Annotated in this window: 14 protein-coding genes; 6 read left to right on the forward strand and 8 right to left on the reverse strand. The window is 70.7% G+C overall.

Annotated elements, in window-relative coordinates; genetic code table 11:
- Nucleotides 1-41 precede the first annotated feature (41 nt).
- Nucleotides 42-842 carry an IclR family transcriptional regulator gene (locus AB0B91_RS02210; RefSeq protein ID WP_358313906.1) on the forward strand — a complete coding sequence of 267 codons (801 nt, stop codon included), beginning with the start codon at nt 42-44 and terminating at the stop codon, nt 840-842.
- Between the two features lie 69 nt (nt 843-911).
- Nucleotides 912-2,372 carry a benzaldehyde dehydrogenase gene (locus AB0B91_RS02215; RefSeq protein ID WP_358313908.1) on the forward strand — a complete coding sequence of 487 codons (1,461 nt, stop codon included), beginning with the start codon at nt 912-914 and terminating at the stop codon, nt 2,370-2,372.
- A 12-nt stretch (nt 2,373-2,384) separates the two neighbouring features.
- Here the strand turns inward: AB0B91_RS02215 and AB0B91_RS02220 are convergent, their stop codons facing one another.
- On the reverse strand, nt 2,385-3,272 hold the full coding sequence (locus tag AB0B91_RS02220; RefSeq protein ID WP_358313911.1) for a GNAT family N-acetyltransferase: 888 nt from the start codon (nt 3,270-3,272) through the stop codon (nt 2,385-2,387).
- A 174-nt stretch (nt 3,273-3,446) separates the two neighbouring features.
- Here AB0B91_RS02220 and AB0B91_RS02225 point away from each other — a divergent pair, with 174 nt between their 5' ends.
- Nucleotides 3,447-5,243, forward strand: a complete 1,797-nt coding sequence (locus tag AB0B91_RS02225; protein ID WP_358313914.1) for an ABC transporter ATP-binding protein — start codon at nt 3,447-3,449, stop codon at nt 5,241-5,243.
- A complete protein-coding gene (locus AB0B91_RS02230) occupies nt 5,240-7,075 on the forward strand; it encodes an ABC transporter ATP-binding protein (RefSeq protein WP_358313917.1) in 1,836 nt (611 codons plus the stop codon). The genes AB0B91_RS02225 and AB0B91_RS02230 overlap by 4 nt, the downstream gene beginning before the upstream one ends.
- A gap of 49 nt (nt 7,076-7,124) precedes the next feature.
- Here the strand turns inward: AB0B91_RS02230 and AB0B91_RS02235 are convergent, their stop codons facing one another.
- From AB0B91_RS02235 to AB0B91_RS02255, 5 genes are all read right to left on the reverse strand, one after another.
- Nucleotides 7,125-7,508, reverse strand: coding sequence for a hypothetical protein (locus tag AB0B91_RS02235; RefSeq protein WP_358313920.1), 384 nt, complete (start codon nt 7,506-7,508; stop codon nt 7,125-7,127).
- Between the two features lie 160 nt (nt 7,509-7,668).
- Nucleotides 7,669-7,977, reverse strand: coding sequence for a hypothetical protein (locus tag AB0B91_RS02240; RefSeq protein ID WP_358313923.1), 309 nt, complete (start codon nt 7,975-7,977; stop codon nt 7,669-7,671).
- A 52-nt stretch (nt 7,978-8,029) separates the two neighbouring features.
- Nucleotides 8,030-8,359: a DUF202 domain-containing protein gene (locus tag AB0B91_RS02245; RefSeq protein ID WP_358313925.1), complete on the reverse strand. Its 330-nt coding sequence runs from the start codon at nt 8,357-8,359 to the stop codon at nt 8,030-8,032.
- Nucleotides 8,360-8,366: 7 nt separating this feature from the next.
- Nucleotides 8,367-8,693, reverse strand: coding sequence for a DUF202 domain-containing protein (locus tag AB0B91_RS02250; protein ID WP_358313928.1), 327 nt, complete (start codon nt 8,691-8,693; stop codon nt 8,367-8,369).
- 45 nt (nt 8,694-8,738) lie between these two features.
- Nucleotides 8,739-9,128 carry a hypothetical protein gene (locus AB0B91_RS02255; protein ID WP_358313931.1) on the reverse strand — a complete coding sequence of 130 codons (390 nt, stop codon included), beginning with the start codon at nt 9,126-9,128 and terminating at the stop codon, nt 8,739-8,741.
- Nucleotides 9,129-9,227: 99 nt separating this feature from the next.
- On the opposite strand from AB0B91_RS02255, the gene AB0B91_RS02260 reads away from it, so the two are divergent.
- Entirely contained in the window at nt 9,228-9,485 is a 258-nt protein-coding gene (locus tag AB0B91_RS02260; RefSeq protein ID WP_358313933.1) for a UBP-type zinc finger domain-containing protein, read from the forward strand.
- Here the strand turns inward: AB0B91_RS02260 and AB0B91_RS02265 are convergent.
- Together AB0B91_RS02265 and AB0B91_RS02270 are read right to left on the reverse strand one after the other, a co-directional pair.
- Nucleotides 9,482-11,059 (reverse strand): Na+/H+ antiporter, encoded by a 1,578-nt coding sequence (locus AB0B91_RS02265; protein WP_358313935.1) that lies wholly within the window; start codon nt 11,057-11,059, stop codon nt 9,482-9,484. The two genes, AB0B91_RS02260 and AB0B91_RS02265, sit on opposite strands and share 4 nt — an antisense overlap.
- 63 nt (nt 11,060-11,122) lie before the next feature.
- Nucleotides 11,123-12,277 (reverse strand): hypothetical protein, encoded by a 1,155-nt coding sequence (locus AB0B91_RS02270; protein WP_358313937.1) that lies wholly within the window; start codon nt 12,275-12,277, stop codon nt 11,123-11,125.
- 250 nt (nt 12,278-12,527) lie between these two features.
- Between AB0B91_RS02270 and AB0B91_RS02275 the strand changes: the two genes are divergently transcribed.
- Entirely contained in the window at nt 12,528-14,498 is a 1,971-nt protein-coding gene (locus AB0B91_RS02275; protein WP_358313939.1) for an ATP-dependent DNA helicase, read from the forward strand.
- Nucleotides 14,499-14,860 lie beyond the last annotated feature (362 nt).

Below are 14,860 nucleotides of genomic sequence, written 5' to 3' on the forward strand. Positions count from 1 at the left end.
ACAAGTCAACGCAGCGTTCGAGCATATGAAACGCTTGACGCATGACTTCCCAGTCGCTGGAGCGCGGGCTGCTGATCCTCTCGACGTTCAGCGAGGCACGGCCGATCCTCGGCATCGCCGACCTGGCCCGTTCGGCCGGCCTGAACAAGAGCACGACCTACCGCTACGTGGCCACGCTGGCCAAGCTCGGCTACGTCCAGCAGGACCCCGAGACGAAGAAATACTCGCTGGGGCCGCGGGTCGTCGACCTCGGCTTCGCCGCGATCAACTCGATGGAGATCACCCGGGTCGCCGCCCGCCACCTCCAGGCCCTGTCCGACGAGACCGGCTACGCCGCCAGCATGGCCGTGCTCGACGGGCCCGACATCGTCTACGTGGAGCGGCGGCGCAGCGGCAGGGGCGGCGGCGGGTTCGCGGTCGATCTCAACCTGCACGTCGGCTCGCGGCTGCCGGCCTACTGCACCTCGATGGGCAAGGTCCTGCTCGCCTTCCGCGAGCCCGCCGCGCTGCGCGCGCTGCTCGACCGTACCGACTTCGCCCGGCGCGGCCCCCGTACCATCACCGCGCGCGAGCAGCTCGTCGCCGCCCTGGAGCGGGTACGGCAGAGCGGCATCGCGGTCAACGACGAGGAGCTCGCCCCGGGGCTGCGGTCCCTGGCGGCGCCGGTGCGCGACAGGTCGGGCAACGTCGTGGCGGCCATCAACATCGCGGTGCACCTGACGACCTGGAACGTCCCCGTCGACTCGGTCGTGGGCCGCCTGGAGGGGCCGCTGCGCCGTACCGCCGGAGAGATCTCCAGCGGGCTCGGCTTCCGCGGCGGAAATTTGTGTTCCAGTAGCTGAAACGCCGTATTGATTGCGCCGCACCTCCGAACTACATTCGGCCCTTGTCCGCGAGCGAAGGGGGCGCAGGTGTTCCTCGACTCAGCAACCTGGCAGGGCCGGATCTTCGTCGCCGGGGCCTGGTCCCCCGGCAGCGGCGGCACGATCGACGTGACCGAGCCCGCGACGGGATCCGTACTCGGGCAGACCGGCCTGGCCGACGCGGCCGACCTCGGCAGAGCCGCCGAGAGCGCGGCCGAGGCGCAGCGCGAATGGGCCGCCACCCCGCACCCCCGGCGCGCGGACGTGCTGCGGCGCGCGGCGCGGCTCTGGGCCGAGCACGCCGAAGAGATCACCTGGTGGAACGTCCGCGAGGTCGGCGCGGTGCCCGCCATGGCCGGGTTCGCCGTGCATGTCGCCGAGCAGGAGTGCTACGAGGCGGCGAGCCTGCCCAGCCGGTCCTACGGGGAGCTGCTGCCGAGCGAGGAGCCGCGCCTGTCGATGGCCAGGCGGATGCCCGTCGGCGTCGTCGGGGTCATCTCGCCGTTCAACGTGCCGATCATCCTGGGGATCCGCTCGGTCGCGCCCGCGCTGGCCCTGGGCAACGCGGTCATCCTCAAGCCCGACCCCAGGACCGCCGTGACCGGCGGCGTGACGATCGCCCGCGTCCTGGAGGAGGCGGGCCTGCCGCCGGGAGTCTTCCAGATGCTGCCCGGCGGGACCGACGTGGGCGAGGCGATGGTGACGCACCCGCTGGTGCGCGTCATCTCCTTCACCGGCTCGACCGCCGCGGGGCGCCGGGTGGGCGAGCTGGCCGGCCGGCACCTCAAGCGGGCGCACCTGGAGCTCGGCGGCAACTCGGCGCTGATCGTCCTCGACGACGCCGACGTGGACCAGGCCGCCAACCTCGCCGCGTTCGGCACGTTCTTCCACCAGGGCCAGATCTGCATGACGACCGGACGGCACCTGGTGCACGAGCGCGTCTACGACGACTTCGTGGAACGGCTCGCCACCAAGGCCGCGAACCTGCCGGTCGGCGACCCGGCCGGCCAGGAGGTCGCGCTCGGCCCGCTGATCGACGCCGGGCAGCGCGACCGGATCCACCGGGTGGTCACCGCGAGCGTGGACGCCGGCGCGAAGCTCGCCGCGGGTGGCACCTACGACGGGCTGTTCTACCCGGCCACCGTGCTGTCGGAGGTGACGCCGGACGCGCCCGCCTTCACCGAGGAGATCTTCGGGCCCGTCGCGCCGGTCACCCGGTTCTCCGGCGTGGAGGAGGCCGTACGGCTGGCCACCGCCACCGAGTACGGGCTGTCGCTGGGGATCGTCACCCGGGACGTGATGAAGGGCCTGGCCCTGGCCGACCGCATCCCGACCGGCATCGTGCACATCAACGACCAGACGGTCAGCGACGAGGCCAACAGCCCGTTCGGCGGCATCGGCGCCTCCGGCACGGGAGCCCGTTTCGGCGGCGCCGCCGCCAACATCGAGGCGTTCACCGAGACCCGCTGGGTCACCATGCGCGGCGAGCCACCCACGTACCCCTTCTAGGATTCGCGTGCCTCAACGCGGTCGGGAGCACAGAAGGCGGCTTCTGGCGACGTCGCGGAAGCCGAGGCCGCGATACAGCCGCGCCGGGGCCGGGTAGGCGGCGTCGCCACGCGGCCCGACCACGGCCCGTGTCGCGCCCGCGTTCCGGGCCGCGTGCAGGGCCGCCAGGCAGACGGCGCGCGCGAGCCCGCGCCGCCGGTGTCCCGGGACGGTGCCCACCGGTTCTTTCACCGCCGCCTGCCTGGCCTCGTCCAGCCAGACCAGGCAGTACGCGGCCACCTCCCCGCCTGGCGCTTCGACGATCCAGTCCAGATCCGCCCGGTACGGCCAGGCGGCCCGTACGACCCGGTAGCTCTCCTCGGTCACTCGCGAGGGGTGGAACGCGGCCCGGTGCGCGGCTACCCGGCCGGGCACGTCGGCCTCCCCCACGGTCCTGAGCCGGTATCCGGGCGGCGCATCCGGCTCGGCGAGGTCTCGCAGGTCGTGGGCGAGCTGGACGAAGAACGGCACATCACCGGCGTCCCGATAGCCGTGCCGGTCGAGCGCCGCCAGAAGGTGCGGCTCGGAGTCGAGCACGCTCACCGACCGCCGTACGTCGGGCGCCGTCGCGGCGAACCAGTCCAGCACCTCCCCGGCCAGCCCGTCGTACGCCGGATCGACCGCCAGGTTGAGATGGTCGGGCAGCTCGATCCAGCCCCAGGCGACCGTCCGCTCCCCCGCCCGCCACAGCCGCGTCGGCCACTCCGGCTCCCTGCCGGTGTGCTGGAAGCGGCCCCAGGCCAGATCGCCGACGTGCCAGCGGGCGCCCGGGGACCACAGGCGGCTGCTCAGCTCCTGCATCGCCCGCAGATCCCGCTCGCCCGCGTAGCCGCTCACCGACACCTGCCGCGACGAGATCATGCGAGGCAGTCAACCCGATCGACGGCCCCGGACGCATCCGGATTTATCACCCCACAGCCCTTGGACCTGGCCTCTCAATGGGCTGTGTGGTTGGAAAACTGTTCCGCTTTGGGGGCACGGAGCAGGCGGTACCTGCAAGAAAATCGGTTGATCCGACGTATTAGCCTGGATGGGATGCCTCCCGATACGCGTTCTCCTCGCCGTCCCCTGCCCATCTCCAAGCCACTCACCTCCAACGCCCTGTGGCGGATGAAGCCCTATCTCCGCCCCTACGTCCTCAGGTTGGTCTTCATCTGGCTGGCCGCGATCATCGGCATCGGGGCGAGCATCGCCCTGCCTCTCGTGGGCAAGGAGGTCGTCGACGGGCCCGTGCTCCACGGCGATTCCGGTGCCCTGCTCCCCCTCGGGCTCATCGCCCTGGGCGTGGGCGTGCTCGAAGCGTTCCTGATCTTCTTCAGGCGCTGGACGCAGACCGGCCCGGTCCTCGGGCTGGAGACCCAGATCCGCGACGACCTCTACGCGCACCTGCAGCGCCTGCCGATGGGCTTCCACGGCGACTGGCAGTCGGGCCAGCTGCTCTCGCGGGCCACCACCGACCTGTCCACGATCCGCCGCTTCCTCGGCTTCGGCATGCTCTTCCTGGTCATGAACATCCTGCAGCTGACCACCGTGACGGTGCTGCTGCTGAACATGTACTGGCCGCTCGGGCTGCTGGTGGCCGCGTCGGCGGTGCCGATCGTGCTGACGTCGCTGAGTTTCGAGAAGAAGTACATCAGGATCTCCCGCCAGGTGCAGGACCAGCAGGGAGACCTCGCCACGGTCGTCGAGGAGTCGGCGATCGGCATCCGGACGATCAAGGCGTTCGGCCGCCGGCACCACGTGTTCGACCAGTTCGACGACACGGCACGCAAGGTCTACGGCACCTCGATGGACAAGGTACGGCTGTCCGCCCGCTTCTTCACCTTCCTCGAGATGATCCCCAACTTCACCCTCGCCCTGGTCCTGCTGCTCGGCGCGCTGGCCGTGGGGAGCGGCTCGATGACACTGGGCACACTGGTCGCCTTCACCACGCTGATGCTGCAGCTCGTCTGGCCGATCGCCAGCCTCGGCTACATCCTGGCGATGGCCCAGGAGGCGATGACCTCCGCCGACCGCGTCATGGAGGTCATGGACACGGTCCCGGCCATCGAGGGCGGCACCGACTCGATCGAGCGGCCGCGCGGCCACCTGCGCTTCGAGGGCGTGGAGTTCCGCTTCCCCGGCGCCGACCAGCCGGTGCTGCGTGACGTATGGCTTGAAGTACGGCCGGGCGAGACGGTCGCCATCGTCGGCGCGACCGGCTCGGGCAAGACGACGATGACCTCGCTCGTACCCCGGCTGATCGACCCCACAGCGGGGCGGGTCACGATCGACGGACACGACGTGCGCGACCTGTCGCTGCCCGCGCTTCGCGAGGTGGTGGCCACGGCGTTCGAGGAGCCGACGCTGTTCTCGATGAGCGTGCGCGAGAACCTCACGCTCGGCCGCCACGACGCCACCGAGGAGGAGCTCGACGACGCCATCCGCACCGCCCAAGCCATGTTCGTGTACGACCTGCCCTGGGGCCTCGACACCCGGATCGGCGAGCAGGGGATGTCCCTGTCCGGCGGCCAGCGGCAGCGCCTGGCGCTGGCGCGGGCCGTGCTGAGCAAGCCGCGCGTCCTGGTCCTCGACGACACGCTGTCCGCGCTCGACGTCGAGACGGAGGCGCTGGTGGAGGAGGCGCTGCGTCACGTGCTGCGCGAGGCGACCGGCATCGTGGTCGCCCACCGCGCCTCCACGGTCCTGCTGGCCGACAAGGTGGCGCTGCTCAGGGACGGCACGATCACGCACGTCGGGCGGCACCACGACCTGCTCGACGAGGTGCCCGAATACCGTGAGCTGCTCGCCCAGGACGCCGACTTCGACCCCTCGGAAGGAGCACTCCGATGACGACCACCACGACCCCGAACGCGGCCGACTGGCGGGGTGTCGCCTCCGAGAATCAGGATGATTTGTCCGAGACGGTGACGGTCTTACTGCGGGAGCGCTCCCGCAGACTGCTCGGCGACCTGCTCACCCCGCACCGCAAGGCGATCGCCCTGCTCACCGGCATCATCATCGTGTCCAACCTGGCCGGCCTGGCGATCCCCTACCTGGTGAAGGTCGGCATCGACGCGGGCATCCCGCCGATGCTCAAGGGCACCGGCCCCGGCACGCTGCTGACCGTCGTCGGGGTGATCCTGGCGGCGGCGGTGACGCAGGCCCTCACCCGGCAGGTGTTCCTGCAGCTGTCGGGCCGCATCGGCCAGAACATCCTGCTGGAGCTGCGCAGACGGGTGTTCGACCACTTCCAGCGGCTGTCGCTGAGCTTCCACGAGAAGTACACCTCCGGCCGGGTCATCTCGCGGCTCACCTCCGACATCGACGCCATCGCCGAGCTGCTGCAGTCGGGCTTCGACGGCCTGGTCACCGCCGTGCTCACCATGTTCGGCACGGCCGCGCTGCTGCTGGTGCTCGACGTCCACCTAGGGCTGGTGGCACTGATCCCGCTGCCGCTGCTGCTGCTGTTCACCCGGTGGTTCCGCCGTCAGTCGGCGATCGTCTACCGGCGGACCAGGGAGACGGTGGCGCTGGTCATCGTGCACTTCGTGGAGTCGATGACCGGCATCCGCGCCGTGCAGGCGTTCCGCCGGGAGCCGCGTAACCAGGAGATCTTCAAGCAGCTCAACGACGACTACCGCGGCGCCAACGCCAGCAGCATGCACCTCATCGCGGTGTTCATGCCGGGCATCAAGCTGATCGGCAACGTGACCGTGGCGGGCGTGCTGGTCTACGGCGGCTGGCTGGCGCTGCACGGCGAGGTCACGGTCGGCGTGCTGGCGGCCTTCCTGCTCTACCTGCGCCAGTTCTACGAGCCGATGCAGGAGATCAGCCAGTTCTACAACACGCTCCAGTCGGCGGGTGCCGCGCTGGAGAAGCTGTCGGGCGTGCTGGAGGAGGAGCCGGCCGTGCCGGAGCCGCGCGAGCCGCAGGCTCTGCCCAAGGCCCGCGGCAAGGTCAAGTTCGAGGGCGTCCGGTTCGCCTACGTGGAGGAGCGGCCGATCCTGCCGGGGCTGGATCTGACGATCCCGGCCGGGCAGAGTGTCGCGCTGGTCGGCTCGACCGGCGCGGGCAAGACGACGCTGGCCAAGCTGATCTCCCGCTTCTACGACCCGACCGCCGGCCGCGTCCTGCTCGACGGCGTCGATCTGCGCGAGCTCGACGAGCCGACGCTGCGCAAGGCCGTGGTCATGGTGACGCAGGAGAACTTCCTGTTCAGCGGTACGGTCGCCGACAACGTCAGGTTCGGCCGCCCCGGCGCGTCCGACCGCGAGGTGCGCGAGGCGGCCAAGGCGATCGGCGCGCACGAGTTCATCTCCGCGCTGCCCGACGGCTACGACACCGAGGTGGGCCAGCGGGGCGGGCGCATGTCGGCCGGTCAGCGCCAGCTGGTGGCGTTCGCCAGGGCGTTCCTGGCCGACCCCGCGGTGCTCATCCTCGACGAGGCGACCTCCAGCCTCGACGTGCCGAGCGAACGGCTGGTGCAGCGGGCGCTGCGCACGATCCTCGCCGACCGGACGGCGCTGATCATCGCGCACCGGCTGTCGACCGTGGAGATCGCCGACCGGGTGCTGGTCATGGAGCGGGGCGAGATCGTCGAGGACGGCTCGCCGGACCGGCTCATCGCCGCCTCCGGCCGCTTCGCCGGCCTGCACCAGGCCTGGCTGGACAGCCTCAGCTAACGGCCTCGGGCGCTCGCGGCAATCGGCGGCGGGCGCCCGAAGTCGGCCGTCAGCGCGGGTGCACCACGCGCGTCATGTTCTCGTACAGCTCGTAGCCCACGAACAGCGCCACGGGCAGCCCGACCGCCAGCAGCAGCCGTCCGGGGAGGGCCGCCCGCGCCATGGGCGCCCGCACCACCACGTCTCGCGCGGCGGGCAGCTCCGCCACGGGCTCCGGCTCCGGCGCCGGCATGGGCACCAGCTCGGGGTGACGTGAGAGGTATCCCGTCGGGAACGAGGTGACGTGGTACGCCCCGCAGCCCGGACAGCACGTGTCCGACCCTGGCGGCTGTACGGTCACACTGCCTCGCAACCAGATCTTGACCTGGTTGCCGTAGTCGTCGGTCAGATGCCTGACGACGTACTCTTCCTCCCAGACATGCAAACAGCGCATGCACTCGAAAGGCCATGTCTCCTGGGTATTGAACCCTTCGCGCACCAGGACCACCCCCGGTCAGGTACCGCCATCCGATTTCGAGTGTCCGCCCCACCCGTGACCCGGACAAGACGGCACTATGACACTCAGGGCTATGAAATGCTCACCTACTGTCAGGTTAGAGAGGGTAAACCCGTCTCTGAACCGGACTGAGCAGCGGCGTCGCGTCGGGCGGCGCGGGCTCGGCCGGAGACATCAGCTCCGGATGCCGTCTGAGGTAGCCTGCCGGGAACATCGTGACGTGCTGGCAGCCGCACTTGGGGCAGAGCGCCCCCGACGAAGGCGGTGGGACCGGCACACCGCAGCGCAACCAGATCTCGCGCTCATTGCCGTGGCGATCGTCGAAGTGCCTGACGTGGTATTCCTCTTCCCACACGTACCAGCACTCTTGACACTCGAACGGCAGACTCCTGATCTCTTCTTCCATGAGTCACCCCCTCCTTCGAGTGTCGTCCTATTTGTCGGAAAATCGCAACCGCTTACGCGAGAGCCAGCACGAACGCGAGCGCTCCGCCCACCACGCTGAGCGTGCCGAGCCAGGCGAACAACGCGTCGAGCCCGGCGTCCACGGACCTGCCGCCGTGCAGCGCCTCCTGGACGCGACGGAACCGGATCCCGGTCCTGAGCAGCAGCGCGGCACCGCAGAACGCGGCCGGCACGAACGCGGCGATGACGCCGAGGGGCAGCCCGTGCCGCGCCGACAGGCCCATCGCGCCCAGGCCGCCGGACGACAGGGCCACGGCGGTGCGTACCCAGGCCAGGCGGGTCCGCTCGCTCTGCAGCCCGGGGTCCCAGATCTCGTCGGACACGGCCGGATCAGGCCCCCATGACGATGACCACCAGGGCGATCACCGCGACCGCCGCCACGCCGTACCCGAAGACGGCGGCCAGGGCGGGTGGCGGCAGCGGCGCCCGCTCGCGCAGCGCGCGCTGGATGTTGCGCCAGCGCGGGTAGGCCATGCCCGCCGCCAGCGCGGAGAGGGTGACCAGGACGACGGCCAGAGCGGTGCGCACCCATGGGATGAACAGACCGTCCGGGAGCGCGGCCATGGCCACCCCACCCGCGCTGAGTGCCAGCGCGGTGCTCAACCACGTGAGGAACGTGCGTTCATTCGCAAGGGTGAAACGCGGGTCAGGCTCCATACGAACGACGCTAGTTTGCACATATTCCCCCTAGAGAAGCCGGGGTTAGCCGCCGCAGGCCTGGGCGACCGTCTTCAGGTAGGTGGCGGTCTCGGTGCCGACCTTCTGGACCGCGTCGACGGCGCCGTTGACGTCCTTGACGTCGATGCCGCTCAGCGTCTTGGCCAGGTCGTCCGAAGCCTCCTTGAGGGTGGTGTTGGCGGCCTTGTCGGCCACCTCGTTGAGCTTGGCGGCGCTGTCGTCGAGGGCCTTCTCCATGGCCTTGGGGTCGTCCTTGAGCTGGGTGATCTTGGCGCCCAGCTCGGTGACGATCTTCGGGGCCTCCAGGCAGGACTGAGCCTTGTCGATGGTGTTGTTGACCTCACCGCATCCGGCGGCGAGCACGAACATGGCGAAGGCTGCGAGGGGCACGAACCGGCTTTTGAGGCGACGCATACTGGGGACCCTACCCAACGGATTCGCGCCCCCGGCTTGTCATCCGGCGGCAAGGAGTCCGGGCACACGGGGACACGGCCGGCGTTCTAGGATTTCCCCATGACAACGTGTGAGCATCTTCTCAAGGCAGGCGACCCGCCTCCACGCACGCCCGAAGGCTGCGAGGAGTGCCTGGCCGCCGGTGGCCGCTGGGTGCACCTGCGCCGCTGCCTGGAGTGCGGTCATATCGGGTGTTGCGACTCCTCGCCCAGCAAACACGCCACCAAGCACTTCCATGGCACCTCCCACCCGGTGATGCAGTCGTTCGAGCCCGGCGAGGCGTGGAAGTGGTGCTTCGTCGACAACGCGATGGGTTAACGCTCCAGGATGGCCTCCTCGAAGTCGAGCTCGGCCATCACCTCGCGGAGCACCTCGTCGTCGAGCCGGCGTTCGTCGCGTAGCCGGACGAACGTCTCGCGCTCGGTCTGCAGCATCTCGCGGCGCAGCCGGCGATAGAGGGAGCTGGGCGTCTCGGCGCCGCCCTGGGCGGTGCCGCCGCCCAGGCGCTCCCACGCCGTCAGCGAGCGCCGCCACGACTTCTCCTTGAGCTGATCGATGACCTGCTTCTGGATCTCGTCGGGCTCGCCTTCGGCCTCGGCCAGGCGGTCGAGCACCTCCAGGCCCGCGGCGAGCGCGGCCTGCTGCGCCGACGCCTCGGCCAGCCGGTCCTCATACTGCTCCTGATCGCTCGACACGCGCAGCCGCCTGATCAACATGGGGAACGTCGTGCCCTGGACGAGCAGCGTGCCGATCACCGTGGTGAACGTGAGGAAGAGCAGGATGTCCCTGTTGGGCGTGCCGACCGGGATGGCGAAGGCGGCGGCGAGCGAGACGACCCCGCGCATGCCCGCCCAGCTGATGATCACGACATGGGAGACCGCGGGCCCCGGCTCGTTCCTTCTGAACAGCCTGGTCAGGTACGTGACGGGGAACATCCAGACGAACCTCGCCAGCACGGTCACCAGGAACACCACGCCCGCGTACAGCGCGACCTCCCACGCGCCGTAGCCGCCGCCCCCGATCCCCTTGATCACGGTGACCAGTTGCAGGCCGATCAGCGCGAAGACGATCGCCTCCAGGAAGAAGTCGGTCACCTTCCACACCGCGTCGGACACCAGCCGGGTGCCGAACCCCCGCTGGTGCATCTGGTTGCCGAGATACAGTCCGACGATCACCACCGCGATGACGCCCGAGGCGTGCACCGACTCGGCCGCCAGGTAGGCGGCGAACGGGATCAGCAGCATCAGCGTGTTCTCGACCAGCGAGTCACGGGTGTGCCGGAACACCCAGGCGAACAGGAACGCCAGCGCCAGCCCGATCGCCACCCCGACCGCCGCCGAGTAGAGGAACTCGCCGACGCCTTCGAGCAGGTCCACCGTGCCGCCCACGGCCGCGCCGATCGCCACGCGGTAGAGGGTCAGCGCGGTCGCGTCGTTGAACAGGCTCTCGCCGATGAGGATCGTCAGCGCCCGGCGCGGCAGGCCGAGCCGCCTGCCGACCGCGACGGCGGCCACGGCGTCGGGCGGCGCGATGATGGCGCCCAGCGCGAACGCCGCCGCCAGCGACAGCTCCGGCAGCAGCAGGTGGACGACCAGCCCGATGACGGCCGTGGTGAACAGCACCAGCCCGACCGACAGCAGCGCCACGGCCCGCTTGACGTCACGCAGGCGCAGGTAGGAGCTGTCGAGCGCGGCCGAGTAGAGCAGCGGCGGCAGGAACACGTACAGCACAAGGTCGGGGTCGAGCGGCACGCCCGGCACCAGCGGCGAGACCAGCAGCCCGGCGGCCACCAGCAGCAGCGGCGCCGGCCAGCCCTTGCGGCGGGCGACGGCGGAGACCGCGACCGCTCCTGCCGCCATCAGCAGCAGTTGCAGGCCCATGGTGGTGTTCACGGCGCTCCTCCACGTCGGCACGGGCACGCGATCGCAGCGTACCGCTCCTGAAGGTGTGCCGGCTCACCACTCCCTGCGGCGGTCCCTGTCGTCGTCGTACTCCTGGTCGGGACGGAGCCGCTCGCCGGTGGAGAACATCGGGTCGCCCACGTAGGGGCGGGACAGGTCCGCCTGGTACGGCGGGACCTGCTGCTGGTTGCTGCCCATCGAGAACAGCGGGTCGACCGGGTTGGGCGGGGTCTGGTAGGCCGGGAAGCCGTCCGTGGACGGGTAGGGCACCTGCGGGTACTTCTCGCGGTAGGTGATGGGCTCCTGGCGCCTTCCCGCGCCGGGAATGCCGTGCATCGGGGTGCCGAGCCCGGCGGCACCCGAGTCCGGCAGCGCCGCCGGGGGCGGCTGTTGCGGCTGGTATCCGCGCTGGCCGTAGGGGTCGTGAGCCGGCTGCTGGGGGAAGGGGTCGGGCTGCTGCCGGTTCGGCTGGGCGGTCTGGGAGGGGAAGCCGAGCGGGTCGGTGGACGTGGGCGCCTGACGGCGGCGCTCACCCGGCATCTGGTAGACGGGCTCGCCTGGGTCCTGCGCCGGCTGCGCGTACTGCTGGGGGCCGGTGAACGGGTCTCCGGTGTACTGGGGGCCGTTGTAGGGCTCCGGGGCGCCGGGGACGGCGTACTGCGGGCCGGTGAAGGGCTCGGGCGCCTCGGGCTCGGTGTACTGGGGGCCGGTGAACGGCTCGCGCGGATTCGGCTGGCCGTACTGCGGGGCGCCGAAGGACGCCCGCTCGCCGTACTGCTGGCCATGGGGGTCGCGCGCCCCGGTCGTCTCGGGGTAGGAGGCCACCAGCTTGTCCGGCGGCGGCGGGGTGCCCCTGGCCACCAGGACGTCGTTGGGAGACAGGGCGGCCGTGGGCCGCTCGTCATGCGGCGGCGGGGAGCTCTGGTGCGGCCGTTGGTACTGGCCGGTGCCGGGGATCACCTCGGTGCCCGGGTCGTGCGCAGGCACGGCGGGCTGCTCACCCGTGGCTTCGGCGAACCCGTCGTCGAGGGTGTCGAGCAACCGGCCGACATCGTCCATCGGCATGCGGAAGCTGGCGGTGCACATCTCACCTCGCCACAGGCTGAGCACCAAGGTGCCCTCATGCCACGTGACCCGGAGGCACCGCTCCTGACCTCGGGCATCGAAGAACACTTCGCCGAACGACGGCAACGGGACAACTTCCGACATGGCAGACATACTGCTTTAACCAGCCTTTATCCGTCCACTCAACCCCGGTAAACCCTACTGAACCGGCTTTCCCCACCTGAGCTCGTACCCCATTGGCCCCTTCTATGGTAGATCTTTGGGACCAGTTGGAGTTCCGATCGTCCAGTGTGCCACGCGAGCCACCTGAGCCGACCGGGAACGCCGGGATGCGTCCACACGATCACACCGCGTTCGGCGCGTCGACCCCCGATTGCCGGTACCGTTTACTGCCGTGCCGGACTCCCATCTGCCCCCAGCCGAAGAACTGCTCAGCATCGCGGTCAACGCTCTCGGAGGGAGCGAAAGACGGGGCCAGATCACGATGGTGCAGGCCGTGCAGCGGGCCATCGACGATGAGGAGCATCTGGCGGTCCAGGCGGGCACGGGCACCGGCAAGTCGCTCGCCTATCTGGTGCCGTCGATCAGGCACTCCATGGCGGCCGACAAACCGGTGGTCATCTCCACGGCCACGATCGCGCTCCAGCGGCAGCTCGTGGACCGCGACCTGCCGAGGCTGGCCGAGGCGCTCGGCAAGGAGCTGCCGCACGAGCCGACGTTCGCCATCCTCAAGGGCCGCCGCAACTACCTGTGCCGCTACAAGGCGACGGCCGGCTGGCCCGAGGACGACGAGCAGGACCAGCTCTTCGACCCGCGCGAGGTCGGCGCGACGGGCCGGATGGTCCAGCGCATCCAGGAATGGGCCGAGGAGACCGAGACGGGCGACCGCGACGAGCTGGTGCCCGGGGTCAACGAACAGGCGTGGCGGCAGTTCTCGGTGAGCGCCCAGGAATGCCTGGGGGCCACCCGCTGCCCGAGCGGCGCCGAGTGCTTCGCCGAGATGGCCAGGAGCCGGGCCGGCGAGGTCGACGTGGTCGTCACCAACCACGCGCTGCTGGCGATCGACGCGATGGGCGACATCCCGCTCCTGCCCGAGCACGACATGGTGGTCGTCGACGAGGCCCACGAGCTGGTCGACCGGGTGACCTCGGTGGTGACCGCCGAGCTGTCGGAGAGCTCGGCCGCGCTCGCCGTACGCCGGGTCGGCCGGCTCATCGAGCAGCCGATCGCCGACCAGCTCCTGGAGGCGTCCGAGGACCTCAAGGCACTGCTGGCCGCCGCTCCCCCCGGCCGCGTCGACGAGCTGCCCGAGGTGCTCGGGCTCACGCTGGCACTGCTGCGCGACACCTCGGCGCGGTGTGTCTCGGCGCTCGGCCCACGCGGCGGCGACAAGGACGATCCGGACAAGGCAGGCCAGCGCAAGGCCGCCTTCACCGCGCTCGACGAGGTGCACGACACGGCGGTGCGCATGCTGGAGGCCTACGGCCACGCCTCGGAGGAGGACCGCGCCGAGGTGGTCTGGCTGGAAGGCGCCACCGACCGCCGCCCGCCCGCGCTGCGGGTGGCCCCGCTCAACGTCGGCGGCATGCTCCGCGACCGGCTCTTCGGCGACCGCACGGTGGTCCTCACCTCCGCCACGCTGGCGCTCGGCGGCACCTTCGACGGCCTGGCCCGCCAGTGGGGGCTGGGCGACAAGGGCTGGCAGGGCATCGACGTCGGCTCCCCGTTCGACCACCCACGGGCGGGCATCCTGTACGTCGCCAAGCACCTGCCGCAGCCCGGCCGTGACGGGCTGCCCCAGGCCTACCTCGACGAGATCGCCGAGCTGATCGAGGCGGCGGGCGGGCGCACGCTCGGCCTGTTCTCCTCGATGCGGGCCGCCAAGGCAGCCACCGAGGCGCTGCGCGACCGGCTCGACGTACCGCTGCTCTGCCAGGGCGACGACTCCACGATGCTGCTGGTCAAGCAGTTCGCCGAGGACGAGGCGACCTGCCTGTTCGGCACGCTGTCGCTGTGGCAGGGCGTCGACGTCCCCGGCCCGTCGCTGCGCCTGGTCATCATCGACCGCGTCCCGTTCCCGCGCCCCGACGACCCGCTCACCTCGGCCCGGCAGCGGCACGTGGCGGCCAAGGGCGGCAACGGCTTCATGACGGTCGCCGCCACCCACGCCGCCCTGCTGCTCGCCCAGGGCGCCGGCCGGCTGCTGCGCGCCCAGCACGACAAGGGCGTCATCGCCGTCCTCGACCCCCGCCTGGCCACCGCCCGCTACAGCAGCTTCCTGCTGGGCTCCCTGCCACCGTTCTGGCGCACCACGGACCCGGCGATCCCGCGAGCGGCACTCAAACGCCTGTCAACAGAAGACTGACCCACCTTCAGCGCGTGACCCGACTTCGGGGTGTCCGCCCTCTCGGGGTGGCTCGACTTCGAGGTGTCCGCCCTCACGGGGTGTCCCGCCTTCGCGGCGTGTCCCGACTTCGCGGCGGCTCGCAATCGCATGCGACCCGCCGCTACGGCGCGGCCCCTGGGGTGGCCCGCCTTTGCGGCGTGGCGTCCGCTCAGTGTGGCCCGCCCTCACGGTGTGGTCGGACTTCGCGGCGCCGCTCGCACTCGCGTGTGGGGCCGTCCTCATGGCGCGGCCCCTCTGGGTGCGGCCCGCCCTCGCAGCGCGGCCCGCCCTCGTGGTGGGGTGTCCTTTCGGTGCGGCCCGCCCCCGCAATGGGGCCAGGT

The organism is Nonomuraea sp. NPDC049141 (assembly GCF_040648415.1).
GTDB lineage: Bacteria > Actinomycetota > Actinomycetes > Streptosporangiales > Streptosporangiaceae > Nonomuraea.